Here is a 26,220-nt window from a genome sequence, read left to right as displayed (position 1 = left end):
GCCGGGCGCGGCGTTTCCAAGGAACAGTGACTGGCTGTCTGCTCTCAGACTTCAAAAAGGAAGCACCCACGGCACCACCAGCACCGCCAGCGCGACGATGAGCACCTGGAGCGGGATGCCCACCCGGGCATAGTCGGCGAACCGGTAGCCCCCAGGGCTCATGACCAGCGTGTTCACGGGCGACGCGATGGGCGTGGCGAACGCCGCCGACGCGGTAATGGCCACCGCCATCAACAGCGGCTCGGGCCGCAGTTCCATGGACTCCGCGATGCGGAGGGCGACCGGGGCCACGAGGACGGCGGTGGCCGTGTTGGAGATGAACAAACCCAGGGTGGACGTCACGATGGCGAGCACCGCCAAGACGGCGTGGGGGCTGGCGCCGGTGAAGAGCCGCTCCAGGCCCGCCACCGCCAGTTGCGTCACGCCGGTCCGCTCCAGCGCGGTGGCCAGCGGGAACATTCCGGCGATGAGCACGACGCTCTCCCAGTTGACCGTGCGGTAGACGTCCGCGGAGCGCACGCAGCCCGTGAGCACCATGGCCACCGCCGCGAGCAGCACCGCGACCACGTTGGGCAGCAGGCCCAGGGCCATCACCGTCAGCATCGCCAGGGTGATGACGACAGTGAGCGCCGCCCGCCGAGGATCGGCGAGGCGGTCGGTGCGCGGATCAGGTTCAGCGAGCAGCACGAGGTCCTTTCGGGCCTCGGACAGGTTGCGCAGGTGCTTCTTGCGGCCCTTCACGAGCAGGGTATCCCCGCGCCGCAGCGTGAAGTCCTTGAGGGCGGGAGACGAGGCATCCACCACCGCGTCCGTGCCCCGGCGAATCGCGAGCACCGTGGCCCGGAACTGGTCACGAAAGCGCGCCTGCCGGAGCGTCCGGCCCGCCAGCGCCGAGCGGCGGGGAATCACCACCTCCGCGAGCGACTCCTCGGGAGGCAGTGACAGCGACTGCAAGGACGGGAGCCGCTCCAGCCCCCAGTGCTCCACCGTCGCGACGACGGCATCCTCATGGCCCTGGACGACCAGGACCTCGTCCGCTCCGAAAGGACGGTGCGGAACCACCGGATGCGCGGCGCCCATCAATGAGATGCCCACCACGTTCACTGCGTGCGCGGAGCGCAGGTTCGCCTCGCCGAGCGTCCGGCCCACGAGCTTCGAGCCACGGGGAACGCGGAGGGCATGAAGCAACGTTCCCAGGCCGTACTCAGTGGCGAAGTCCTCGGGTGACAGGACGGCCTGCGCCGCGACCTGTCCCTGCGCCGCCGAGGGCAGCAGGTATTTGCCGGCGAAGATGAGGAACAGCATGCCCGCGGCGAGCATCACCACGCCGATGGGGAAGAAGGTGAAGAAGCGGAACGGCTCATGGCCCGCGTCCCGGAGTGCCCCACTCACGATGAGGTTGGGCGGGGTGCTGATGAGCGTCAGCATGCTGCCCAGGTGGGCGGCGAACGCGAAGGGCAGGTAGATGCGGGCAGGCGCGATTCCGCGGCGAAGGGCGAGCGTTCCCACCACTGGCATCAGGATGGCCACGGTTCCCGTGGAGCTCATGAAGGCAGACAGCGCGGCGGTGGCCAGCATCACCACGGCGATGGTGCGCCCCTCCCCTTCCCCCGCGAGGTGCCCCAGCCGCTGTCCCAGCCACCCCGCCAGTCCTGTCTCCGTGATGGCGCCGCCAATCACGAAGAGTCCCACCAGCATGATGACCACCGGGTTGCTGAAACCCGCGAGCGCATCATCCACAGGAACGATGTCGAAGAGGAGGAGCGACAGCAGCGCGAGCAACGCCACAATGTCCAGCCGCACCCGGTCGCTCACGAAGAGCACCAGGGAGACGGCGAGGATGCCAAGGGTGATGAGCGCGGGAGGAGTCACATCGAGCAGCTATGACACCCCACGTGGGGACTCGCTACCCCAACGCCCCAGGCTCGACGTCACGACCGCTGGCGCGCCAATAGCACCGGCAAGCCCCACTGCACGCCCAGATGGACGAGACAGAGCGCCGCGAGGACCGGGGCAAAACAGGACAGGGACAACGCCGAGCGAATGGCGCAGAACTGGGCGTAGAACAGCAATGCAACCACGGGAACGCCCGAAGCCATCCGCTTTCTGCGTGCTGTCGTCACCAACAGGAACACGGTGAACCCGTCTGCCAACAAGCCCAGAGCAAGGAGGAACCAGGCCAGCCCGTTCGCGATGGCGGCCACGGTCTGCATCACGTCGCACCTCCTGGACTCATTGCAGTCACGCCCGCGGATGCGCGGAGTCGTAGACCTGCTGGAGCTGCTCCCACGTCACCTGGGTATACCGCTGCGTGGTGGACAGGCTCGAATGGCCCAGCAACTCCTGGATGCTGCGGATGTCCGCGCCGCCGCCCAGCAGGTGCGTGGCGAAGGAGTGACGCATGGCGTGCGGGCTCACCTTCCGTGTCAGCGCGCACTTCAACACGTACGTGTCCAGGTGCCGCGCGATGCTCCTCGGCGTCAGGCGCCCACCCCGGAAGTTGAGGAACATCGCCTCCGGCGCCTGATCCTTCCGAATCGTGGCCAGCAGCTCTCCCCGCCTCGCGAGGTACGCCTCCAACGCCCGGATGGACTGCGCGTTCACGGGCACGAGCCGCTCCTTGCTCCCCTTGCCCATCACCCGGACGATTCGCCCGCTGCGGTCGATGTCCAGCAGGTCCAACCCGCACAACTCACTGATACGCAGGCCGCCGCCGTAGAGCAGCTCCAGGATCGCCCTGTCCCGAAGCCCGAGCACCGTCTTCACATCAGGCATGTCCAGGATGGCGAAGACCTCCTCCACCGGCAGCACCTTGGGCAGCGTCTTCGGCAGCTTCGGACTCTTCACCAGCTTCGCGGGGCTTGCGGGCAACAGCTTCTGCCGCACCAGGTACTTGTAGAAGGACTTGATGCTCGCCAGCCGCCGCGCCCGGCTTGCCGGAGCGTGGTCCGTGCTCAAGGTGCCCAGGTAGCCACGAATCGCCGCGTGCGTCCCCGACAGGAGCGACAGCTTCATTCGCTCCACCAGGTAGCGCTCGAAGTCCACCAGGTCGATGAGGTAGTTGCGCACCGTGTGCGGGGACGAGCCCTTCTCGTCCTCCAGGTGGGCGCGGAACTTCTCCAGCAGCGGCGACAGGCTCGTCATCAAGGACGAGCCTACGGGCCGGAGAAGTCCTGGCAAGATTCGCGGTGAGCCTACGGTGCCTTGGCCGGAGCCGCGGCAGGCGCCGCCGCCGGAGCCGGCTCCGCCTGGGACGGCAACACCGCCAGGCAAGTGTCCTGAGACAACCAGCCCGCGTGGCAGAACCAGGTCAGCAGCGGAATCCTGACCTGCCAGAGCAGCACGAAAATCACCGCCAGCGTGATGGCCAGCTTCGTCCACCCGGACGCGCCCTCCGCCTCGTCGTCCTCCTGCTGCCGGACGAGCGCCGAGCGCACCATGTCCAAGCGGTCCACCCGGGCGTTCGAGGGCAGCTTCGGACGGCGCGTCACCAGTGAGGACAGCTCCGGCGTCAGCATCAGCCGGTCATTGAGCGCCCAGCCCGAGCCTTCCAACAGCAGCGCCAGGTTGCGCCGGCGCAGCTTCAGCCAGCCCAGAAGCCCCGCCGGGGCCATGACGACAATGGCAATCAGCGTCGCCGCGGAGATGAGGTCCACCAGCGTCAGCGACTTCACCTGCGTCATGATGAACGCGAAAGACGAACCCAGCGCCGCAGCCGCCGGCCGCCCGCCGCCACGATGCCCGCGAGCCCGCCCCTGGAGGTGCTGCGGCGGCGGCGGCGGGAGCCGCGCCCGCCGCCGGAGGAGGCGCCACCGGCGGCGCATTCGTCGCGTGCGTGTAGCCCTGCTCCAGCGTCGAATCGAACGTCTTCTCGCCCGCCGACGCCAGGCCCTCCACCTTGCTCGTGATGAACTCGCCGATGCGCGCGAAGGGCATGGTCATCGACTCCCACAGCGACACGGGCTGACGAACCACCTGCGTCACGATGGCGTCGCTCTCCACGCCGTCCACGTCGTAGAAGACGCCCCGCTTGCCCACCGCGAGCTCCGTGCTCCGGCCGCTCGTCACCGGCACCGCCACTTCATACCCGGGTGTCCCGTCCTTCGGCGCCACCTGGACGTAGAGGATGCAGGTGGTCCCCAGCGAGGTGAGCGCGGAGTGCGCGGCCCGGTTCGTCACCAGCACCGACAGCGTGTACTTGCGCCCGCCCAGGATGAGCGTCCCCTTCTCCACCAGCGCCAACCGCTTGGGCATGTAGAGGTTGGGCATGCTGATGAAGTTGTTCGCGAACAGCAGCAGCCAGCGCTGGTAGAGCACCAACCGCTCCAGTTCGTTGACGGCATCCAGCGTGGGCTTGAGCGCGAGGTCCGCCGCGCTCGCGGCTTCCAGGGCATCCAGGTCCGCGTCCGAAACCGATGGCAGCGTGTCCATCAGCTTGCGCACCGGGTTCGCCTCGAGCTGCGCCTGCCACGCCAGCACACCATCCGCCTTCGCCATCAGCCCCCGCCACGCCGAGTCCGACAGCCGCTGCGAATCCCCCGTCATCGGCGTGGCGACGTCCGTGCGGAACGCCTCCAGCACCTCGTACGCGGGCCCGCGCAGCAGACGGGACCACTCCAGCACACCCGACGCATCCGGCGGCGCGATGGGCAGGTCCCCCGCCGCCTTCCCCAGCGCCGCCACGTCTCCCAGCGCGCCCTCCACCCGCTCCGCGCGCAGGCGCAGGCTCGCCGCCGCTTCGGGCTGCGCGGCCACCAGCCGGCACTGCACGAAGTACGCATCCAGCAGCGGCGCCACATCGCGCACGCGCTTGGCCGTCTCCAGGCTGATGTCGCCCCAGACGAACGCCGCGCCCTGCTTCTCCCGGTGCTCCCGCAGCTTCGCGCGCTCCTCGCGGAAGCGCGCCACCAGCGCCGCGTCCACGCCCGCCTTGCCTGCCCGGTTCGTCAGCGCGGGAAAGCTGGCCATCAGCTCCTGGGCCGGTGCCGCAGGTGCTCGGGCAGGTGCTCGGGCGCGACGATGCCATCGCCGTTCTGCCCGGCCTCGCGCAGGGCCTTCTCGCTCTCGCGAACCTGCGCCAGGGAGATGCGCCCGGCGTCCGTCGCCTTCAGCGTCCGGAGAATCATCTCCGCCGCGCCGCGCAGGGGCCGCGCCTCCTCGCTGAGCGCGTTCAACTCCAGCACGTCACTGGAAGCATCCGCGCCGCGCCGGTCCTTGAGCTGCTTGGCGGCCCAGTCCACCGCCGTGCGCACCTCCGCCACGCGGATGCGGCCGTTGCCGTCCGCGTCCATCAACGTCAGCAGGCGAGGGTCACAGCTCAAGCCCTCCAACGGGCACGCCGTGGCAATCCACTGCGTTTCGGGGATGCGGATCGCCTCCACCAGCACATCGAAGGAGGGAATGTCGACCTGGAGCGAGCCGCCGTAGCGGCGATAGATGAGCGAAGCCATACAGGCGGAGGAAGTAAGCACACCGCCCGGCGAATCGCACGATCCTCAACAATCAAAAGCTACAGCGTCGCGGGGACGCTGTAGATGCCGGCCTTCGGGCCCTGCGTAATCGCGTACACGGCCAGCGAGTCATTCTTGCCCCCGAAGGACACCGGCACCTGGACGCCCTGGTCCAGCGTCTTCCGCGCCTGGGTCTTCACGTCGTACACCGCCACATCGTAGGTGTCCGAGTCCATGCGGGCATACGTGACGAGCACCCGCTGACCATCCTCGGACACCTTGTAGCTGAAGATGCCCTGCAGCCACGTACGGGGGTCCGCCTGCCGGGGCAGGTCCATGGCCATGAAGTCACACGAGCGTCCATTGCGGATGCAGTTGGAGCGGAACACCACCTGCGCGTTGCCCGGCGTGAAGCCATAGCCAAAGACGCCCTGCTGCACCTTCGCCGCCCGCTCCTCCCCCAGGGTGTACAGCATCAGGTCCACCGAGTACGCGGGCTTGAGGATGCGCGAGAGGAACGCCACATAGCGCCCGTCCGAGCCCCAGACGAAGTTGGGCACGCGGCCGCCCACCTGCTTCGTCGTGCCGTCCGGCAGCGCGGCCACCGACATCAGCCCCGCGTTCGCGGTCGAGTCATACTTCTCCAGGAAGCCCACCGCCTGCGAGTCCGGAGAGAAGGCCAGCTTCTCCACCTGCACGCCCAGCTTGCGCCCCGCGCCCCCCGTCGCCGGGCCCAGGTACAAGTCCCCTGGCACGTTCGGCTTGCCGTTCTCCGTGCGCGCCAGCCATTTGCCATCGGGCGAAAAGGCAAACACACCCGAGGCCACCGCCAGCCGCTTCACCTTCAGCTCCGGCAGCTCCGCCAAGTACAAGTCATACAGCCCCCGCACCGACTCGCTGCGCACCTGGAAGGCCACGCGCTGACCATCCGGGGAGACTTCGTAGTCCCCCACCTGGTCCCCCACCTTCACGGGCGGCGCGTCCGGCTTCTCCACGGAGATGGCCGCCATGCCCCCCGCCGCGGACAGCCGGCGCTTGAAGAGCAGCGTCTTGCTGTCCGGCGTGAACTGGGCGGTGCTGACCTCCGCCGCCACGTCCGTGAAGGGCCCTGACGGCAGCGCGCCCAGCTTCAGCTTGCCGCCATCCACGTAGGCCAGCTTCGTCCCATCCGGGCTGGGCAGCATGTAGCTGACCGCCGTGCCCAGCATGACGGGCTCCGCCTTCGCGTCATCCAGTGACGCCACGTTCAGCGCGCCCGACTGCGTCGCCGGGTTGTAGCCGGTGAGGAAGAGGACGTGCTTCGAGCCCGGCGCCACCAACTGTCCGCCGGGGACGTTCGTCACGCCCTCGCCCAGCTTGCGCGGCTCGCCGCCCTCCACGGGCACCACGTACAGCTCGCCCAGCACCATCTGCGGCGGAATGCCGTCCAGCGCGGGCTTCTTCCCGTTGACCAGGTACGTGGCGAAGCGGCCGTCCGGCGTCACCCGCAGGTCCGTCACGCGGCCCGAGGCCAGGAGCGTTCCCTGTCCCGCGCCGGGGGCACCGGGCGGAGGTGGCTTCTCCGCCGCCGCGGCGGCCTTGGCGCGCCGCACGCCCGGGGCCTCCGAGCCACCATTTTCGCCCTGCTTGCAGCCCGTGCCCGCCATCACCAGCGAGGCCATCAGGCCCGCGGTCCACAGCCGCCCCTGCCGCATCCGCATCATGCGCTCCTCTGGTCCACGTGCTCGGGGGCGCCCGCCGCCGGGACACCCGCATGCGGCAGCCATGCCGCCAGGTCCTGCTTCGCTCGCGCCGAATACGCCGCGCGCTTCTCCGCCTTCTTCATCCGCCCGGTCAGCGGCGAAAAGATGCCGAAGCTGATGTTGGAGGGCTGGTGCGGGTAGTCCGGCGGGTGCGCTTCGCCCGTCACGTGCCGCAGCAGCGCGCCCATCGCCGTGGTGGCCGGCGGCGGAACGAACTCCGTCCCCGTCAGCCGTGCGTGCAGCGCCAACGCCACCAGGTATCCACATGCCGCGCTCTCCACGTAGCCCTCCACGCCGGAGATCTGCCCCGCGAAGTAGAGCCGGGGCTCCGTCTTCAGCGACAAGTCCTTCGCCAGCAGCCGGGGCGAGTCGATGAAGGTGTTCCGGTGGATCTGCCCCATCCGGAGGAACTCCGCTTGCTGAAGTCCGGGGATGAAGTTGCTGAAGATGCGCTTCTGTTCACCCCAGGTCAGCCGCGTCTGGAAGCCCACCATGTTCCAGGACGTGCCGCCCACGTCCTCCATGCGCAGCTGCACCACCGCGTAGGGCTCCTGGCCCGTGCGCGGGTCCCTCAGGCCCACCGGCTTCATGGGCCCGTAGGCCAGGGTGTCGTCGCCACGCTCGGCCATCACTTCAATGGGCAGACACCCTTCGAAGTACTTGGGTTCCTCGAAAGCGTGCGGCACCACCTTCTGACCCGCCTTCACCTCGGCGATGAAGCGGTAGTACTCGTCCTTCGTCATCGGCAGGTTGAGGTAGTCGTCCCCGCCGCCCTTGCCGTAGCGGCTCTGGCGGAACGCCACGTTCATGTCGATGGAGTCCGCCGACAGGATGGGCGCGATGGAGTCATAGAAGTAGAGCCGGGTGCCCACGTGGCGCTCCAGCTCCCGCGTCAGCGCATCCGACGTCAGCGGTCCCGTGGCAATCACCACCGGGCCGTCCTCGGGCAGCTGCTCCACCTCGCCGGCCATCAGCTCCACGCCGGGCTGGCGCAGCAGGGACTCCGTAATCGCGGCGGAGAAGCGCTCGCGCTCCACCGCCAGCGCGTCGCCCGCGGGAACCCGGTTCGCGTCCGCCGCGCTCAGCACCAACGAGCCCAGCGCGCGCAGCTCCGCGTGCAGCAGGCCAATGGCGCTCTCCGGGTTGTCCGAGCGCAGCGAGTTGCTGCACACCAGCTCCGCCAGCGTGTCCGACTTGTGCGCGGGAGAACGCTTCTGGGGCTTCATCTCCCGCAGCACCACCGGCACCCCGCGGCGGGAGAGCTGGTAGGCGCACTCCGTCCCCGCCAGGCCGCCGCCAATCACCGTCACCCGCTGCTTCTGATCCGCCATCCGCTTCCTCCAGGCCCGCGCCGCGCGGCGTCCAGCAACTGTTAGCAGGACTGACACGCCCTGGCCCAGCGTCGATTCAACCGTGTGCGACCCCACGCTCTCGCTCCGGATTCGCGCATGGCCGGTCGCCCACCGGCCCACCTCCGCCTCCCGCTGGAAGGCGCGGTTTCCCTACCTGGGTTGCACCCCTACGTTTCTCGCGTTCGCCGCTCGGGGGCGGCCTGCATCCGGGCGAGCGCCACTGAACTCGTAGACTGGGAGGACCGAAGCCATGGCGACCCGCCGAACCCTGGATCTGAACCGGATCCGCGAACTCCTGCAGCGCCGCCGCCGGGAGATCCTCAGCGCCAACGAGGGGGCGCACCGTGAACTCACCGCCCTGAAGAACCAGGAGCGGGACCCCGAATACGAAGAAAACGCCCAGTCCGAGCTGGCCGACTACACCCTCTCCAGCCTGATGGAATCGCAGCGGCGCGAAATCATGCTCATCGACGCGGCGCTGCGCCGCATGGAGATGGGCGTGTTCGGCGAGTGCGTGGACTGCGGCTTCGAGATTCCCATCGAACGCCTGGAGGCCCTGCCCTTCGCCATCCGCTGCGAGGAGGACGCCAGCATCCACGAACTCGAGACGCGCGGCGGCCCCATGGCCAGCCCGTCTCTCTGAGGCGATGCGAGCGCGCGCTCCCGGTGCCGCCCCGGGGGCGTGCTACTCGCCCTCTTTCTGGAGCACCACGAAGCGGTAGTTCTCCAGCTCGTTCTGCCCCGCCGTGTAGAGCACGGTGAGGAGCATGTCGTAGGGAATCTTCTTGTCCGCGATGACGGACAGCTCCCCGCTGAAGGGCGCCGACGGGTTGCGCGCGGCGATGTACTTCAGCTTCTCCACTTCCTTCTTCAGCTGCGCATCCAGCGGCAGCACCAGCCGCCCCTGGAGCGTGTCGGCCGGGAACTGACCGTTCTGCAGCCGCAGGACCTCCCGCTCACCCACCAGCACATTCCTGGGCGTAATCGTGACGGCCACGGTGTCCTTGGGCGTGGCGCGCGTGGAGGACACGGGCGGACGCACGTCCTCGGACGCCGTCACCGCCGCGGACGACGAGGCGAAGGACTTGAGCAGGAACACCAGGAGGATGGTCATCATGTCCATCATCGCGGTGATGTTCAGCTCCTTGATCTCCCCCGCCGCCTCGCGCTCCTTGCGCTTCTTGCGCGCCAGGGCCCGGCGGTAGCTCAGCCGCGCCACGGCTTCCGCGTCGGGCGTGTCCACGGCGGATGTCGTCGGGTCGGCCATGGCTCAGATGGCTCCCAGGGTGACGTCCGGGAACAGCAGCCGGCGCTCGCGGCCCTGCGTCTCACGGATGGCGTCCAGCGTCTGCGTCAGCGTCTCGTAGGGGACGTCCGGGTCCGCGCCCACGATGACCTTCGTCTCCTTGGGGAAGGCGGACTTGATCTCCACCATCTTCGCGTTGAGCGCGGAGAAGTCGTGCGCGCCGTCCGCCTTCACGGGGATGGTGGGCGTACCCGCCTCTCCGAGGATGGCGTTCTCGCTGCTGACGAAGTGCCCCTTCTTGGAGATGAGCACGGACAGCGTCAGCTTCGGCGCATCGTCCGGGTTCTCCTGGGCCATGCCCGTCGTCGGCGCACCATAGGCGGGGGCGTTGACGTTGATGATGCCGAACGTCGCCAGGCCGGTGATGGACAGCAGCATGAAGATGATGAGGTTCATGAGGATGTCGAGGTACGGGACGATGTTCAGCTCGCCCGCCTCTTCTTCCTCACGGACCTTCAGCTTGCGCCGGGAGTAGTGGAACGCCATGGCCGCGTGCCCTTGCGCTCTACGAAGCGCGCGCCTCGAGCTCCGTGGTGGCCGGGTCCACGGAACCGCGGCGCGACAGGAGGTTCTCCAGCTTGAGCGCGTTGAGCTCCAGCCCCTCCACCATGCTCTTCGCGTACGACGTGAGGAACAGGTGGAAGATGATGCAGATGACGGCGATGGAGAGCGCGAAGGCGGTGTTGTTCATCGCCTTGGAGATGCCGTCCGACAGCAGCACCTGCTTCTGCTCCGCCGGCACGTTGCCCAGCGCCTGGAAGGTGCCGATGAGGCCGAAGATGGTGCCCACCAGCCCCACCAACGTGGCGATGTTCGCCAGGGACCACAGCCAGGGGATGCGCTTGGACACGTTCGGGCTGTGCTCGACGATGGCCTCTTCCACCGCCTTGGAGACCTCAATCTCACCGCGGTTGGCGTTCACCAGGCCCGCGCGGACCACCTTGGCCAGCGGCGCGTTGGGCGCCATGGCGCACACCTTCACGGCGCGGTCCAGGTTGCCGCTGCGCACCAGCTTGGCAATCTGCTCCATGAAGGGCGGCGCGTTGAGGTTGTAGCGGAACACCAGGGTGACGATGCGCTCCAGCGCGACCGCCAGCGAGCACGCCAGCCAGAACAGGTTCACGAACATGAACGGTCCGCCATCCTTGAAGAACTTGATGACGGAGTCCGTGACGCCCAGCTTGCCCCCTTCCGTGGCCGCGAAGGTCACGTCCAGCAGCAGCTCGCTTACCGAGGGAATCATTGCGCCCAGAGTCCTTTCGACGCCCGCCCCCCGGGGCGCGCCCATCCGGCGGCGGGCACCCGTTCGACGTTCCCGGGGAGGGAGCAGCCTGGACTTCTAGGGCGGGCCCGCCAAGGCTGTCAAGCCGAGGGCGGGCCATGCCCATGTAACTACTGGGCTTTCAAGCAGCCGAGGAGGCTTCGGGTGACCCACCCGGGCCCCCGGGCTGCTCGGTGATTTCGCGCCGGTAGTCGCACTCCTTGTTGGGGCACGCCACGTACGGGCCGTCCCGCTTGGAGAACTTCTGGAGCAGGTAGGGGGACGCGCAGGTGGGACACGGCTCGGCCAGCGGCCGGTCCCAGGCGGCGAACTTGCAATCCGGGTAGCGGTTGCAACCGAAGAAGATCTTTCCGCGGCCGCTGCGGCGCTCCGTCAGGTAGCCCTCCTTGCACTCCGGGCACGCCACGCCAATGGAGATGGGCTTGGACGTCTTGCAGTCCGGGTAGCCGGAACAGGCCAGGAAGCGCCCGAAGCGGCCCCGCTTGATGACCATGGGCTTGGTGCACTTCTCGCACACCTCGTCGGTGGTCTCCTCCTCCACCATGACGATCTTGCCCTCGGCGTCCCGCTTGAAGTCCTTCGTGTTCTTGCAGTCCGGGTAGTTCGAGCACGCGAGGAAGTGCCCCATCTTCCCGAACTTGATGACGAAGAGGTTGCCGCACTTCTCGCAGGGGATGTCCGTCTTGATCTCCTCCCGCTTGACGTCGCGCATCTCCGCTTCGGCCTTCTCGAGCGTCTCCTTGAAGGGCCCGTAGAAGTCGTGCAGCACGGACTTCCAGTTGGCGCCGCCCTCGGAGATCTGGTCGAGCTTCTCCTCCATCGTCGCCGTGAAGGTGACGTCCAGCTCGTGGGGGAAGTGCTTGACCAGCATCTCGTTGGTCATGTTCCCCAGGTCCGTGGGCCGGAAGCGGCCCTCCAGCTTCTCCACGTACTTCTTGTCCTGGATGGTGGAGAGAATGGCGGCGTAGGTGGACGGGCGGCCGATGCCGCGCTCTTCCAGCTCCTTCACCAGCGTGGCCTCGCTGAAGCGCGGGGGCGGCTGGGTGAAGTGCTGCTCGTGGAGCAGCTTCTGGAGGTTCAGCGCGTCTCCGTCGTTGAGCACCGGCAATTCGCCCACGGCGTCGGCGCCCTCGGCGTTCTCGTCGCCGGCGGCCTTGGCCTTCTCCTTCTCCGCCTCTTCCTCCGGCGTCAGGCCGGCACCGTAGACCGCCAGGTAGCCGGCGAACTTCAGCGTGCTGCCGGAGGCGCGGAAGGTGGCCCGGCCCGCGGCGATGTCCGCGCTGGTCTGGTCATAGACGGCGGGCTTCATCTGACACGCGACGAAGCGGTTCCAGATGAGCTCGTAGAGGCGGTACATGTCCTCCTCGCCCATCGCCTCGAAGAAGGGCTTCACCCGCTCCGGCGGGTACTCCAGCGACGTGGGCCGGATGGCCTCGTGCGCGTCCTGGGCGCTCTTCTTGGTGCGGTACACCATGGGCTCGTCGGGCAGGAAGTCCTTGCCGTACTTGCCGTCGATGAACTCGCGCACCTGCTTCACCGCGTCGTCGGACAGACGGGTGGAGTCCGTACGCATGTACGTGATGAGCGCCGTCTGGCCTTCGTCACCCAGCGGCACGCCTTCGTAGAGGCGCTGCGCCAGCGTCATCGTCTTCTTCGCGGTGAAGGACAGCCGGTTGGCCGCCTCCTGCTGGAGCTTGGAGGTGATGAACGGCGCGGGCGCGTTGCGGCGGCGCTCACGGCGGTCCACCTTGGCCACCGAGAAGCTGGCCGTCTGGAGCTCGGCGACCAGGCCCTCGGTGATGGCGCGGTCCTTCAGCTCCACCTTCTTGCCGTCCACCTTGGACAGCTTGGCCTTGAACGGCGGCGGGCCGGAGGGGCCCTCCAGCAGCGCGTCCAGCGTCCAGTACTCCACGGGAACGAAGGCCTTGATTTCGTCCTCGCGCTCCACGATGAGGCGCACCGCCACGGACTGCACGCGGCCGGCGGACAGGCCACGGCGCACCTTCTTCCAGAGCAGCGGGGAGATTTGATACCCCACCAGCCGGTCGAGGATGCGGCGCGTCTGCTGCGAATCGTAGTTGTCCTGGTTGAGCTGGCGCGGCTGCGCGATGGCTTCCTGGATGGCCTTCTTGGTGATTTCGTTGAAGGTCACCCGGAGCGCGTCGGGATGCGCCAGCTCCTCCTTGATGTGCCACGCAATGGCCTCGCCCTCGCGGTCGGGGTCCGTGGCCAGGAAGACGCGGTCGGCCGACTTCGCCATCTTCTTGAGCTCGTTGAGGACCTTCTCCTTGCCCTTGATGACCGTGTACTCGGGCTGGAAGTCGTGCTCCACGTCGACGCCCATCTTGCTCTTGGGCAAATCCTTCACGTGGCCCACGGAGGCCTTCACCGTGTAGCCGGAGCCCAGGTACTTCTTGATGGTCTTCGCCTTGGCGGGGGACTCCACGACGACCAGGTAGTGCGGGCCCTTGCCACGGGGCGTGACCTCCTCCTCCGCGTCTGCTTCCACGGTGGGGAGTTCGTCCTCGTCGCCCTTCTTGGTGCGGCGGCGGGCCGCCGTCTTCTTGGCGGCGGTCTTCTTCTTGGCCGCAGGCTTCTTCTTGGCGGCCTTCTTGGCGGCGGCCTTCTTGGCGGGCGCCTTCTCCTCGGCCGCCTCAGTCTCTTCCACCTTCTTCTTCGTCCGCGTGGCCATGACTCTCCTACCTAGATTCTCTCGTACAGCCTTCCGGGGTGCTGGATGACCAGTCCCGTCAATTCCAACTCCACCAGCGCGCTGGCGAGCGCCGCCGGTGAGAAGGTGCTGCCGACCAGCACCTCGTCGAAGCTCCGGGGAACCCGGTCCAACATCGCGAAGGCCCCCTTCGCTTCCGCGGAGAGGTCCTCCCATGAGCCCATCGTCCCAGGAGGAACCGCCGCCAGAGGATCGACTTTCAGCACCCTCCACACATCATCCGGGCCCAGGCAAACCGCCGCCTCCCCGTCCCGCAGCAATGCGTTGCAGCCGGCCGCCTCCTCCTGGCGTACGTCACCGGGCATCGCGAACACCGGCCGCCCCTGCGCCCGCCCCGCCTCCGCCGTGTACAGGCTCCCCGAATCCTTCCCCGCCCTCAGCACCAAGACTGCGTCGGATGCCCCGGAGATGAGCCGGTTGCGCCGGGGAAACGTCGTGGTGCTCGCCCGGACGCCGGGAGGCAGCTCGCTGAAGAACACGCCCCCTCGGTCCAGGAAATGAGGAAGCAGGCGGGCTTGCGCCGTGTCGAGTGCATCCAGGGCGGACCCCAGGAAGGCCCACGTCTCTCCCCCTCATCCAGCGCGCCCCAGTGACAGGCCCGGTCCACCCCCGCCGCCGCCCCTGACACCACCCCCACCCCCGACGCCGCCACCTGCCGGGCGAAGCGCCGCGCGAACGGCAGGAAGCCCTGATCCGGATGACGGCTGCCTACCATGGCCAGCCGGCGCCGCGGCAGCCCCGGCACACCCCGGTAGAAGAGCACCGGCGGCGCATCCTCCACCTCCGCCAGCCGCTCTGGATAGGCCGCCTGCCCCTGGAACGCCACCTTCATGCCGGACGCCCGGCAGGCTTCCCACACCCGCCACGCCACCGGCGCCGGTGCTCTACGGAGGCCAGCTTGCGACGAACCTGTGAGGAAACCGGCGCCTGGGACACCCAGTCTCGCACCGGAGTCGCGGCGAGCGGCGCGAGGCTTCCGTCCGCGAACGCGCGCAGGGCGACCAGCGTCCTCGGCCCCAGGCCGGGAACGGCCCAGAGCGCGAGGCATGCCTGCTGCTCCGCCGTGAGGATGTCCGTCTCAGCGTCCGCCATACCCGTCCCCCGCTCGATACCCACCTATATAGAAGGTGGGGCCGCTGGGAGGGGCGCGACACATAAACACCGGACCGCCACCGGTCAAGGACTCAGCCCCTCCATCCGAGGGGCCCATTGCATTTTTCCTGCCGCGCCGCTCAGCGGCTGGCCGAGGGCGACGAGCCCGCGGCCATGTGGGCGCGGTCGCCGGGGACCAGCTCCTCCAGGGAGCGGGTCATGAGGCAGTTGGAGGTCCGCTCCTTGACCTCGGTCACCATGCACGCGCCGATGTTCCGCCAGGGGAAGGACTGCTCCTCCTTGGACGGCTTGCGCACGTCGTGGCCCAGCACGTGGCGGGACGGGTCCCCCTTGCGGAGGATGGTGAAGGTGTTGCCCAGCTCCACGCCGTCCGCACTGCCCTTGTCCACGACGATGCTGTGGTTCTCACCCAGCACCGTGAGGTACGGCACCAGCGCGGTGATGACGGTGCCGTCCACCTGCTTCGCGTTCGGCTTCGGCGCCACGCGCTCGGTGAGACGCTCACCCACGGGGCCCACCAGGTCGCCACGCTCGATGCCGTCCCACGTGTCCATGATCTGCGCGGTGACGATGCCGTCGCCCACGCGCTGCACGCGCAGGGTGCCCACGAAGTCGGTGAGGAAGCCCAGCTGGCGCCCGGTCACCGGGTGCTTCACGGCCTGGGTGGTGTGGTAGACGACGTAGCGGTCCCCCACCTTCACGTCACCCTTCCGCTTGAAGCGCACGTAGACGCTGTCCGGGAAGGAGAGCATCACCGCGTTGGAGGGCGAACCCTCGATGCGGCCGGCCTCGTCCAGTTCGCGCTGGGTGACGAAGCCCTGCGTCGTCACGGGGACGGAGCTGGCCAGGTCGACGCCAATCTTGCCCGTCACGGTGACCTGGTCGTTGGAGGTCATCTCCATGGGGGCCGTCACGTCGCCCTCGTCGACCACCATCTCCGTCACCTGGGTGGGGACCTCCTCGCCCGCGGCGAAGAAGCGCACCTGGTTGCCGGGGTAGATCCAGTGCGGGTTGGCGATCTCCGGGTTGTAGGACCAGACCTTGGGCCAGTACCAGGGGCTGCCCAGGTAACGCTGGGACAAGTCCCACAGCGTGTCACCGGACTCCACGGAGTGGACCTCACCGGGAGCGCTCTCACGGCCCCGGGGCGCGCCGGGCGGAAGGGTGACGGAGGTCGGCGGCGCGGAATCGGGCGCCTCGTCCATCACCTCGGCGCCGCCCATCTCACCGCCCGTGTCCTGCTCTTCCTCGTTCTCCTGCTGGGCGTACGCGGTGGGCGCGACGGCGAGGCTCAACATCAGCGAGGTGAGAATCCGGGAGCGCATCGCGGGACGTCCTTTCGAAAGAAGCATCACTGGGGGATCGCGGCGAGCCGCTGTTCCGCCTGGGTAGCAGCCGCCGTCCCCGGGAACTGGGTGACGACGCGGGTGTAGAGCACCTTGGCATCCGCGGACTGGTTGAGCCGCATCCGGCACTCGGCGAGCCGGAGCATGCCGTCCAGCATGGCGTCCCCGGCGGGATACTTGTCGATGAGCCGCTCGAACGTCTTCGCGGCTCCCTTGAACTCGTTGAGGCCAATCTGGCCCAACCCGCTGAAATAGAGCGCGTTGTCGGCGCGCGGGTGACGCGGGTTCTCATCGGCGAAGCGGCGCAGCTTCTCCACCCCGCCCTCCACGTTGCCGGTGCGCAGCATGTTCACGGCCTTGTCGAACTCCGCGTCGAGCACGTCGGGGTCCTGCTGCGCCCCCGCGTCCTCGTTCGACGCCATCATGGTCGCGGCCGACGCGGCGCTCGCCGACGCGCCGGACCCTTCGTCTGGCGCGGGGCTGATGAACATCTCCATCTGCTCGTCGTCCGGCTCCATCACCGCCACGGCGGTGGGCAGCTTCGGCGCGGGCTCATGGCGCGGCTTGAGCTTCACCACCGCCAACTCCGGCGTGGCGCCCAGCGACTCCTGCGCGGACGCCTCCACCTTCACCGGAATGGGCCGCGCTGACGGGCTCTCACTCGAAGCCCCCGCGCGCGACACGGCGTCGTGCGCCTCCAACCGGGCCACCCGCTCCACCAGCCGTTCCTGGGACGCGCGCAGCGTGCGCAGTTCGGAGCGCAGCGCACTCACCTCCGCCTCCGAGGAAGCGGTGGTGGCGCAAGCGCCCAGCGCACACAGGGGCGCGGCGGCGAGCAGACGGAAGATGACGGAGCGCGCGGGCACGGGCCTTTTTCAGCAGAGGGGTCTCCCCGAGGATAGGAAGGCCCGTCGGAGAGCGTCAAGAAATCGGCCCCCACACGGGGAGGCTAGAAGCGGTGTACCACGTAATTGAGGTGCCGCCCCGTCCGCCCCGCGTCCCGCCGGTGGGAGAAGAAGCGCGTGGGATCACACGCCGTACAGGCCTGTAGTACATCGACGTGGGCCCGCTTGAGCCCCGCCCCCACCAACGTCTGACGCACCGCGAGGGCCAGGTCCAGCCGCGGCTTGCCTTCCACCCACCGCACCACTTCATCCCCGAAGCGCGCGCTGAAGCGCTGCGCCAGCTCCTCCGACACCTCGTAGCAACAGACCTGGATTGACGGCCCCACCGCCGCCAGCAGCCGCTCCGGCCTCGCACCGCGCGCCACCAGCACCTCCACGGCGCGCGCGCTGATGTCCGCGTCCGTCCCCCGCCAGCCGGAGTGCACCGCCGCCACGCTACGGCCATCCGGGTCCACCAGCAGCACCGGCACGCAGTCCGCCGTGCCCACCGCCACCCAGCTTCCGGGTGCCTGCGTCCACAGTCCGTCCGCCTCGCCCTCCGTGGGGCGCAGCCCCTGGGCCCCCTCCCCGCTCCGGGCCTCCACCAGGCGATCACCGTGCACCTGCGACACGCGGCTCAGCGCTTCGAGCGGCGCGCCAGCGGCTTGTGCAAGGCGGCGGTGGTTCTCCTCCACGCGCGCCCGCTCGTCGCCCACGGAGAACCCCAGGTTGAGTGACGCGTAGGGCCCCTCCGAACAACCGCCAGCGCGGGTGGTGAAGCCGTGTGGCACCGGCAACAGCGCGGAGGTGAGAAACTCGGTCGCCATGGAATCTCCAGGAATCCACCTGATTGATGCACCAGGAGGTGATCCAGCGTCAGCGCAATCGTAGGATGATTTCACCGCTTCGTTTGACAGGTAGCGTCAGCCACCTGACAATTCATGGACCGTCCCAACTCCGTGAAACCCGTCCGAAACTCCGCGCTCGAGAGCCGCGAGCACCCGTATGCCCCTGGGTCCCGACACCGTTGGTCGCAAGCTGCTGTGGAGCATCGCCCTGCCCGGGTTGCTCGTGGCGCTGCTGGGCGTCGGCCACTTCTGGCGTGAGGCGCGGGTCGCGGTCCAGGACGCCACCCAGGTGGAGTCGCTGGCGCTGGCGGAGTTCGTCGCATCCACCTTCACCCTCCCGCAGGCGCGCGGGGCTCCAGCCCATGGCGCGGTGACGGAGGTGATGCGCTCCGACACCCGGCTCTTCCGCTCGGTGGAGGACGTCCGGGTGCTGACGCCGGATGGGCGCATCCTCTGGTCCCGCCGCTCGGGTGAAGAAGGCACGACGCACCCGGAGGCCGCGCGGCTGACGGCCCCTGGCCCGGAGCGGGCGCGCTCGGTGGCGCAGATGACGGAGGTCATCCGTCCCCTCGGCGGGCCCGAGTGCGCCGGCTGCCACACCTCCGGCGACGTGCCGGGCGCCAGCATCCTGCAGCTGCGCATGGCGGAGCCGGCGCTGCACCAGCAGCTGTCGTCCGTGTTCGGCGCGGCGCTCGGCTCCATGGGCCTGTTCGTGGTGCTGCTGGCGCTCATCACCGGGCTGGCGCTGCACTTCGTCCTCACCCGCCCGCTGCGCAAGCTGAGCGTGGCCATGCGGCGCGCGGAGGCGGGCGACCTGCTGGTGCGCGCGGAGGCGCGAGGCACCGACGAGCTCGCGCAGCTGGGCGCGGCCTTCAACCAGATGCTGGCGCGGCTCACCTCCATGAAGGCGGAGGAGATCGACACCCACCGCGACCTGGAGCTGGTGAAGGAGAAGCTGGCCCTCAAGGACGAGCTGGAGGACCGCCTCAAGGAGCTGTCGCTGCTCTTCGACGTGGCGCGCTCGCTCAACGCCACGCTGGAGCTGGATGAGCTGCTGGACGCCGTCACCCGGCTGGTGACCGAGCGGCTGCGCATCCCCGAGTTCTCCATCATGTTGATGAACCCGGAGGGCCTGCTGGAAATCAAGCACGCCTGGCCGGAGGGCCGCGGCGCGGAGGGCCTCACCTTCGCGCTGGGCGAAGGCGCCTGCGGGCGCGCGGCGGAGACGCGCAAGTCCGTGTACCTGCCGGACACGTCGGACCGCTCCAGCGTGTTCGCCAAGCCGGACCTGGTGAAGGGCGGGCTGAACAGCGGCGCGCTGCTGGCGGCGCCCATGGTGCACATGGAGACGCTGCTGGGCGTGATGAACTTCCAGCGCCCCGAGGTGGCCAGCTTCTCCGCGGAGGAAATCGAGCTGCTCAACGCGGTGGCGGACGTGGTGGCCACGGCGGTGAAGAACGCCCGGCTGCACGCGGAGACGGTGAAGCTCACCATGACGGACCCGCTCACCGGCGTGCCCAACCGCCGCCACCTCTTCCAGCGCATGGAGCTGGAGCTGGCGCGTTCGAACCGCTTCGGCACCCCGCTGGCGCTGCTCATGGTGGACGTGGACCACTTCAAGCGCATCAACGACCTGGCCGGCCACCGCGTGGGTGACGAGACGCTGCGCCGGGTGTGCGACGTGCTGCGGCTGCGCGTGCGCAAGGTGGACACGCTGGCGCGCTACGGCGGCGAGGAGTTCGTCATCCTCCTGCCCCAGACGAACAAAGCGGAGGCCATGGAGGTCGCGGAGAAGCTGCGCCGCGCCGTGGCGGAATCCGTGGAGCTGGTCCAGCCGGGCCTGCCGGGCAACCACGTCACGGTGTCCATTGGCGCGTCGCACTTCCCCTCCGACGCCTCCGCCCAGGAAGAGCTGGTGGACTGCGCGGACGCGGCGCTCTATTTCAGCAAGCGCACCGGCCGGAACCGCACCACCCAGTACGAGGCCGGCATGGAGCTGCACCCGGGCCGCGAGCGGGGCCCGCACACGCCCACGGCCGAGCCTCCCGCCGTGACTGCCGCCCCCAAGCCTCCGGGTGGCGTGGCCAAGGCGTAGGCGCTCAGCGGCTCACGAGCGTCTGCGCCGTGGGCAGCAGCAGGTCCGCCCACTCCTCATAGCCATCGGCCGACGGATGGAAGCCGTCGTCCGAGAAGAAGTGGGGGCTCCTGGGAATCATGTCCTTGCTCGCCACGAAGAGGTCCACGTGGTGCATGCCATGCACCCGGGCCACCTCCGCGATGGCGGCGTTGAAGGGCTCGATGCGGCCTTCGTACAGCGCCGCGGGCACCAGCCGCGCCACCGGGGCCAGCGCCAGGTCCGCGAGGTTCACCACCACCAGCGGCGCCCCGGTCTGCTTCAACCTTCGCGCGATGCGGTCCAGGTCGTCCTGGAAGTCCTCCACGGGCGTGCCGCGCCAGAGGTCATTCGTCCCGATGCCCAGCGTCACCAGTGTGGGCTGCGCGGCCACGGCGCGCTTCACCTGTCCCGTGAAGACGTCGCGGATGCGCGCGCCGCTCTGCCCCAGGTTGGTGAGGCCCACGGGCAGGCCAGCAGCGCGCAGCCGGGAGGCGAGGCGCTCGGGATAGCCCCTCCTCGCGCCGCCCCCACGCCCACGGCCGTGCTGTCTCCAAGCGCGACGTAGTTGACGCTCATCCGCCGCTCCCACGCTCCGGACTCACGGCACCCGCAGGGCGCGCAGGTTGCGAGCCCCGCCCGGTGCCGTCACGCGCAGCAGCAAGGTGCTCCCGGACGCGGCGCCCTTGATGATGCGGGCCAGGGCGTCCGCGTTCTCCACCTTCTTGCGGTTGGCCTCGATGACGACCATGCCGGGCTCCAACTGCGCGCGGTCCGCGGGCGAGCCGGGCACCACGTCGGTGATGAGCGCGCCGCTGCTGTCCGTGAAGCCGGCCTGCTGCGCGGTGCGCGCATCCAGGTTCTGGAGGCTGACGCCCACGCGCCGGGAGCTCTCCTGCTGGTCCTCCGGCCGCTGCTTCGCCGAGGCCACGCCCTCCAGGTCCGGCCGCGTGCCGAGCGTCACCTTCACGTCCTGCTTCTTGCCGTCGCGGTAGAGCGTCAACGTGGAGGTGCTTCCGGGACGCTTGAGCGCCACGGTGCGCGTCAGCTCGCCGCTGGAGGTGACGGTCCGGCCGTCGATGGCGGTGACGACGTCATCCTGCTTCAGGCCCGCCTTCGCCGCGGGAGAAGACGGCATCACCTGCGTGAGGATGGCGCCTTGATTCACGGAGAGCTTGAGCGCGCTGGCCAGGTCCCGCGTCAAGTCCTGGATGCCCACGCCCAGCCATGCGCGCGTGACGGAGCCTTCCTTCTCCAACTGCGGCAGCAGTGAACCGATGAGATTGCTGGGCACCGCGAAGCCGATGCCGGAGCCACCGCCGACGATGGCGGTGTTGATGCCCACCACTTCGCCCTTCATGTTGAAGAGCGGGCCGCCCGAGTTGCCCGGGTTGATGGCCGCGTCCGTCTGGAGGAACTCGTCGTACTGGCTGGCGCCAATCTCACGCGCCCGCGCGGAGACGATGCCCAGGCTGACGCTGGAGGCCAGACCGAAGGGGTTGCCAATGGCCACCACCCAGTCACCCACGCGCAGCGCATCCGAGTCGCCCAGCTTCACGGTGGGCAGGTTCTCCACCTTCTCCTTGAGCCGCACGAGCGCCACGTCCGTGAGCGGGTCACGCCCCACCACTTCGCCGCTGAAGCTGCGTCCGTCATCCAGGCGGATGGTGATGCTGACGGCATCCTCCACCACGTGGTTGTTGGTGAGGACGACGCCCTTCGGGTCGATGATGAAGCCGGACCCTGCCCCTTGGCGCAGCGGCTCGCGGCGCTGACTGCCGCCCTCGCGGCCTCCACCGAAGAAGCGCTCGAAGAGCGGGTTGTCCTCCATCCCACGCGGAACGCCGCCCCCTCGGGCCTGCACGTCCACGTTGACCACCGCCGACTTCACCGACTCCACCAGCGGCGCCAGCGACGGAAGCGCCTGGGCCTCCCGTGTCGCGGGCTGGAGGACGTTCCCGGCGCCCGGCTGGGTGGCCGCGGGCGGCGACTTTGGCGCCTGCGAGACAGCAGCAGCGGGGGCAACGCGACCAGGAGCGCGGCGACGAGCGCCTTCCGGAACGAGACGGTCGAACGGTTCATATGCAGACCAAGCTAAAGCCGAAAACCTGCCCCGCAAGCCAAACCGTCTGACGTGGCGACAGGAGGACACATCACCCCACCCTGCTCCCCCCTGGCCTCAGGCAGGCAGATAGAGGCGGTAGTCCAGCTCTGGATAGAGGTTGTCCCGCCCCTCCACGAGAGAGAGCCAGCCCTCGTCCAGACTGCCGCCGCGCAGCTGCTCGTGCAGGCGCTGGAAGCGCAGGATGTGCTCGCGCGTGCGGCGCTGGGCGTACTCCACCATGGTGCCCGTCTTCATGATGAAGGCCCAGTCGGAGGACTGGGCGAGCAGCAGCTCCCTGGCCGCCTGATTGAGCGCGCGACGTTGCAGCTCACCGGCATCCGGGAAGTCCCGCGCCAGCGCCACCATCTGCTTCGCGCAGTGGTTGAGGTGGCGGTAGATCCAATCATTGCTGCCGTCGAGCCACATGTTGGCGTAACCGCCCGCGCCCCACGAGGACAGCGGCGGCGTCGCCACCTGATTCTCCGGGTGCTCCCGCAGGTCATCCAACGGCGTCACCAGCCGGAACGTCTTCTGGTCATACGCGACCTTGCGGATGAGGAAGTCGAGGAACTGGGGCCCCTCGAACCACCAGTGGCCGAAGAGCTCGGCGTCATAGGGCGCGACGACCACCGGCGCCCTGCCGCCCAGGCGCGAGGCCAGGTCTTCAATCTGCCGTTGGCGGTTGAAGAGGAAGTTGCCCGCATGCACCGAGGCCCGCTCACGCGCGGCGAGCGGATCATACGGGCGCTTCTCGTTCGTCTTCCCGGTGATGCGGAAGTATTTGAAGCCGGTGTTCTTGCGCTCGCCGGTGGGCTGGATGAACGGGCGGATGTAGTCCAGGTCCAGGTCCCAGCCGATGTCCCGGTAGAACTCGCGGTAGTCCGGGTCGCCCGGGTAGCCGTGCTCGGTGCTCCACACCTGCTGGCTGCTCTCCGGGTCTCGGGCATACGCGGCGACGCCCGCCTCGGTGAAGACGGGTGCGTAGGGGCCATGCAGGGGCCGGGGCACGGCGTCCGTCAGGCCGTGCGTGTCGACGAAGAAGTAACGAATGCGCTCGCTGGCCAGCAGGCGCTCCAGGCCCGGGTAGTAGCCGCACTCGGCGAGCCAGATGCCGGCGGGGTCCCTGCCGAAGTGCTGGCGGTAGTGGTTCGCGGCCACCGTCACCTGGGCGCGGACGGCTTCGGGCACCTGCTGCATCAACGGCAGGAAACCGTGTGTCGCGTTGCAGGTGAGGATGTCCAGGTAGCCCGCGTCCTGGAGCCGCCGGAACGCGGCGACGAGGTCGCGCTTGTAGCGGTCATGGAACGCGCGGCGCAGGGACTCGAAGTGGTCCCGGTAGAAGCGGGCAATGGGGCCGAAGGTGGCGTCGTCTCGCGTCCGATGCACCTCTCGCGCGCCCAGTTCGCAGAGCAGGTCCAGCCGCCGTGCGTAGCGGCTCATCAGCAGCTCGTCGCGCAGCATGGAGACGAGCGTTGGAGACAGCGTCATCGCCAGGCGGAACGGGACGCCGTCCTCCGCCAGTCCGTCGAAGACCTGGAGCAGCGGGAGGTACGTCTCGGAGATGGCCTCGTAGAGCCAGTCCTCCTCGAGGAAGTCCTCATGCTCGGGGTGCCGAACGAAGGGAAGGTGCGCGTGGAGCACCAGCGCGAGGGAGCCCAGACTCATGGTCGTTCAATGTCTCCGTGCGGGTTCAGGAGCGGTCGTCGTCCGAAGGCGGCTTCCGGGGAGGCGGCTCCGCCGCGTCGTGGGTGGCGTGGCCCTCGCGGGCCTCGAAGGAGGAAGGAGACGCCGTGCGGCGCTGCGCCGCGCCTTCCAGACGGGACCGCGGCACTTCGAAGTAGCGGTGGTCCTCCTCCGCGTCGGCCTCTCCCTGCGCCCGGGCGTCGCTGCCCGAAACCGTGGCGCCGGATGAACGTGGCGGAGCCTCGAAGGAGCGCGGGTTCTCCTCGACCGAGGGGGAAAGAGTACCGGCGCCGTGAGCATCCTTCGCGATGGTTCCGGTTTCTGTGCGTGCCGACGTATCGGCAGCGCCCGACGGTTGAGTCGGAGCACCGAGGAAGCGTCGACCCGAGGCGCCTGTCCCCTGCGGAGGGGAATCCAGGTGGCGACGATCCGATGCACCCGACGCCCGTTCCGGGGCATCCAGGTAACGACGATCCGAGGCGCCTGCCCGCTGCGGAGATGACTCCAGATAGCGCAGGTCCGACGCTCCCGGAATGCTGCTTACGTCCAGGTGATGCTGATGCGAAGTCGCCGCACCTTCCGCATAGCGGAGGTCCGACGCTCCCGGAATGCCCTGCACATCCAGATAGCGATAAGGCGAAGCGCCGCTGACCGGCGAGCGAGTCGCACCGCCTTCCGCGTAGCGCAGGTCCGATGCTCCCGGGATGCCCTTCACGTCCAGGTAGCGGTGCGGTGACGTGTCACGGCCTGCCTGGCGTGCCGCGCCGCCTTCCGCGTAGCGCAGGTCCGATGCGCCCGGGACGCCCTTCACATTCAGATACGTACGGGGCCCTTGCCCCCTCCCCGCCTCGTGAGCGTCCCCTTCCGCATAGCGCATATCCGAAGCCCCCGGTGCACGGCCCAGGGTCTCCAGGTAGTGCGACACGGGAGCAGTCACGGGTCCACGCACCTCGCGCGCATTCCGCAGCGCCGCGACCGACAAATAGCGCTGGTCCGAAGCCCCCGCCGCTCGCCCCACCGAGTCCACGTACCGTTGGTCCGAAGCCCCAGGCACGCGTTCCACCGACTCCACGTACCGCTGGTCCGAAGCGCCCGGCGCTCGCGCGGGGCCCTCCAGGTGCGCCTCCGTCATGTCCCTGCCACGACGCTCCCTGTGGACTTCCGGCACATCCAGCACGCCACCACTGCCCGGCAGGTTCACCCGGCGCCACGACACGTACTCGCGCTCCTCTTCCGGCGGCGACGCTTCCACGACCGCCGCGGGCAGCGCCGCCTCGAGCGGAGGAACCCGAAGGAAACGCACCGTCAAATCCGTGGAGACACCCGCGGGAGGCAACGTCACGCGGTTGCTCGAAGCACCGATGCGGCAGCTCCGCCCATCACGACCGACGAAGTGCGCCTCCACGCGATACGTCCGCCCCGACGGCAACCCTTGGATGTAGAAGCCGCGAGCCTCCACCGCGAAGTCCAACTCCCGCTCCATCTGTTCATCACCGAACACACGAAGCACGGTACGCGGCGCCTCCAGCGCATCCTGCGCCCGCAGCAGGGCCCCCAGGCTGAAGTCCCAGGACACGAAGAGCGTGTGCGGGTCCCTGGGCAACAGGAGGACGGCGTCGTCCTGATACCCCTCCGGCAGCTCACCCAATCCCTCGGCATCCACGGGGGGCGGCGGCGAAACCGGCGCGCGCTCCACCAGATGGTGGCTGCGCGCCTCCTCCTCGCCAGCCACGCGCGCCACGAAGAAGCCCTCCTCCACGGGCTCCGCGGGCTTTTGCACGGGCGCGGGCCGTGTGACGGGCCGCGGCACCGGTTCCGGCGCGGGAACGAGCGGCCTCGTGACGGAAGGCATGACGGGCGTCACCGGCTCACGCGGCCGTTCCACTCGGGGCTTGGGCGGGAACGTGACCACCTTCGCGGGCTTGACCGTCGGCTTGCTCCCGGGCTTCTCGGAGGCCCGCTTGGCGGCCACCCGCTTGGGCGCGGATACCCTGCCCTGGTCTTGCGCGCCGTCGGCCTTGGGCTTCGCGGCGGCCGGAGTCCTCGACGTCCGAGGCGCCTTCGCGGCGTCAGGGGTGGGCGCCTTGGCCTTCCTGGCGGCGGGGGCCCGGGCAGGCGATGCAGCGGGTTTCGCGGCCGAGCGCTTGGGAAGCACTCGGATGCCCGCCAACCGGGCGAGCTTCGCCAGGGCGGGGACATAGGCGGCCAGGGCTGCGAGCAGCTCCTCTTTTTTCATACGACTGTAGCCGCTCCCCAGGTGCTTCCG

General features: G+C 69.0%; 19 protein-coding genes and 3 pseudogenes. 2 read left to right on the top strand and 20 right to left on the bottom strand.

All coding sequences use genetic code 11. The features are described from left to right. Positions 1 to 51: 51 nt before the first annotated feature. The 6 genes and pseudogenes from QEG98_RS15875 to trmFO form a co-directional block, all read right to left on the bottom strand. A complete protein-coding gene (locus QEG98_RS15875; RefSeq protein ID WP_316567276.1) occupies positions 52 to 1,872 on the bottom strand; it encodes an SLC13 family permease in 1,821 nt (606 codons plus the stop codon). A 59-nt stretch (positions 1,873 to 1,931) separates the two neighbouring features. Beyond that, complete coding sequence (locus QEG98_RS15870) at positions 1,932 to 2,213, bottom strand: hypothetical protein (RefSeq protein ID WP_316567901.1); 282 nt, start codon at positions 2,211 to 2,213, stop codon at positions 1,932 to 1,934. Positions 2,214 to 2,241: 28 nt separating this feature from the next. Continuing rightward, a complete protein-coding gene (locus tag QEG98_RS15865; protein ID WP_011553066.1) occupies positions 2,242 to 3,144 on the bottom strand; it encodes a tyrosine recombinase XerC in 903 nt (300 codons plus the stop codon). A 50-nt stretch (positions 3,145 to 3,194) separates the two neighbouring features. Beyond that, positions 3,195 to 5,450, bottom strand: a pseudogene (locus tag QEG98_RS15860) (kinesin). Between the two features lie 59 nt (positions 5,451 to 5,509). After that, positions 5,510 to 7,153 carry a gliding motility protein gene (locus QEG98_RS15855; RefSeq protein ID WP_316567275.1) on the bottom strand — a complete coding sequence of 548 codons (1,644 nt, stop codon included), beginning with the start codon at positions 7,151 to 7,153 and terminating at the stop codon, positions 5,510 to 5,512. Continuing rightward, the gene (gene trmFO, locus QEG98_RS15850; RefSeq protein WP_316567274.1) at positions 7,150 to 8,523 is read right to left on the bottom strand and encodes a methylenetetrahydrofolate--tRNA-(uracil(54)-C(5))-methyltransferase (FADH(2)-oxidizing) TrmFO; all 1,374 of its coding nucleotides are present in this window, start codon (positions 8,521 to 8,523) and stop codon (positions 7,150 to 7,152) included. The genes QEG98_RS15855 and trmFO overlap by 4 nt, the downstream gene beginning before the upstream one ends. Before the next feature lie 271 nt (positions 8,524 to 8,794). Here trmFO and QEG98_RS15845 point away from each other — a divergent pair, with 271 nt between their 5' ends. Next, positions 8,795 to 9,187 (top strand): TraR/DksA family transcriptional regulator, encoded by a 393-nt coding sequence (locus tag QEG98_RS15845; RefSeq protein WP_090492898.1) that lies wholly within the window; start codon positions 8,795 to 8,797, stop codon positions 9,185 to 9,187. Positions 9,188 to 9,229: 42 nt separating this feature from the next. Here QEG98_RS15845 and QEG98_RS15840 read toward each other — a convergent pair whose 3' ends face one another. From QEG98_RS15840 to pgeF, 10 genes and pseudogenes are all read right to left on the bottom strand, one after another. After that, positions 9,230 to 9,811 carry an ExbD/TolR family protein gene (locus QEG98_RS15840; protein WP_316567273.1) on the bottom strand — a complete coding sequence of 194 codons (582 nt, stop codon included), beginning with the start codon at positions 9,809 to 9,811 and terminating at the stop codon, positions 9,230 to 9,232. Between the two features lie 3 nt (positions 9,812 to 9,814). Then, positions 9,815 to 10,336, bottom strand: a complete 522-nt coding sequence (locus QEG98_RS15835) for an ExbD/TolR family protein (protein WP_011553060.1) — start codon at positions 10,334 to 10,336, stop codon at positions 9,815 to 9,817. 19 nt (positions 10,337 to 10,355) lie between these two features. Then, a complete protein-coding gene (locus QEG98_RS15830; RefSeq protein WP_186817955.1) occupies positions 10,356 to 11,093 on the bottom strand; it encodes a MotA/TolQ/ExbB proton channel family protein in 738 nt (245 codons plus the stop codon). Positions 11,094 to 11,253: 160 nt separating this feature from the next. After that, positions 11,254 to 13,824: a type I DNA topoisomerase gene (gene topA, locus QEG98_RS15825; RefSeq protein ID WP_316567272.1), complete on the bottom strand. Its 2,571-nt coding sequence runs from the start codon at positions 13,822 to 13,824 to the stop codon at positions 11,254 to 11,256. Between the two features lie 11 nt (positions 13,825 to 13,835). Further along, on the bottom strand, positions 13,836 to 13,979 hold the full coding sequence (locus QEG98_RS15820; RefSeq protein ID WP_225909975.1) for a hypothetical protein: 144 nt from the start codon (positions 13,977 to 13,979) through the stop codon (positions 13,836 to 13,838). 177 nt (positions 13,980 to 14,156) lie between these two features. After that, positions 14,157 to 14,695 (bottom strand): annotated as a pseudogene (locus tag QEG98_RS15815) (DNA-processing protein DprA); the annotation flags it as partial. Next, positions 14,692 to 14,955, bottom strand: coding sequence for a hypothetical protein (locus QEG98_RS15810; protein WP_316567271.1), 264 nt, complete (start codon positions 14,953 to 14,955; stop codon positions 14,692 to 14,694). The pseudogene QEG98_RS15815 and the gene QEG98_RS15810, both read right to left, overlap by 4 nt. A gap of 140 nt (positions 14,956 to 15,095) precedes the next feature. After that, positions 15,096 to 16,301, bottom strand: a complete 1,206-nt coding sequence (locus QEG98_RS15805; protein WP_316567270.1) for a LysM peptidoglycan-binding domain-containing protein — start codon at positions 16,299 to 16,301, stop codon at positions 15,096 to 15,098. 26 nt (positions 16,302 to 16,327) lie between these two features. Then, positions 16,328 to 17,188 (bottom strand): tetratricopeptide repeat protein, encoded by an 861-nt coding sequence (locus tag QEG98_RS15800; RefSeq protein ID WP_090492882.1) that lies wholly within the window; start codon positions 17,186 to 17,188, stop codon positions 16,328 to 16,330. Between the two features lie 83 nt (positions 17,189 to 17,271). Beyond that, complete coding sequence (gene pgeF, locus QEG98_RS15795) at positions 17,272 to 18,033, bottom strand: peptidoglycan editing factor PgeF (protein WP_316567269.1); 762 nt, start codon at positions 18,031 to 18,033, stop codon at positions 17,272 to 17,274. Between the two features lie 178 nt (positions 18,034 to 18,211). On the opposite strand from pgeF, the gene QEG98_RS15790 reads away from it, so the two are divergent. After that, positions 18,212 to 20,149, top strand: coding sequence for a sensor domain-containing diguanylate cyclase (locus tag QEG98_RS15790; protein ID WP_090492880.1), 1,938 nt, complete (start codon positions 18,212 to 18,214; stop codon positions 20,147 to 20,149). A gap of 4 nt (positions 20,150 to 20,153) precedes the next feature. Here the strand turns inward: QEG98_RS15790 and QEG98_RS15785 are convergent, their stop codons facing one another. The 4 genes and pseudogenes from QEG98_RS15785 to QEG98_RS15770 form a co-directional block, all read right to left on the bottom strand. After that, on the bottom strand, positions 20,154 to 20,759 hold the full coding sequence (locus QEG98_RS15785) for an SGNH/GDSL hydrolase family protein (RefSeq protein ID WP_316567268.1): 606 nt from the start codon (positions 20,757 to 20,759) through the stop codon (positions 20,154 to 20,156). Between the two features lie 9 nt (positions 20,760 to 20,768). Next, a pseudogene (locus QEG98_RS15780) lies at positions 20,769 to 22,249 on the bottom strand (trypsin-like peptidase domain-containing protein). Positions 22,250 to 22,346: 97 nt separating this feature from the next. Next, a complete protein-coding gene (locus QEG98_RS15775; RefSeq protein WP_090492877.1) occupies positions 22,347 to 23,936 on the bottom strand; it encodes a glycoside hydrolase family 57 protein in 1,590 nt (529 codons plus the stop codon). Between the two features lie 25 nt (positions 23,937 to 23,961). Next, positions 23,962 to 26,190 (bottom strand): DUF4912 domain-containing protein, encoded by a 2,229-nt coding sequence (locus tag QEG98_RS15770; protein ID WP_316567267.1) that lies wholly within the window; start codon positions 26,188 to 26,190, stop codon positions 23,962 to 23,964. Positions 26,191 to 26,220: the final 30 nt, after the last annotated feature.

It is taken from the genome of Myxococcus sp. MxC21-1 (genome assembly GCF_032612255.1).
Classification (GTDB): domain Bacteria; phylum Myxococcota; class Myxococcia; order Myxococcales; family Myxococcaceae; genus Myxococcus; species Myxococcus virescens.
Note: the sequence above shows the minus strand (reverse complement) of the source record. Positions and strands in the feature narration are given on the sequence as shown.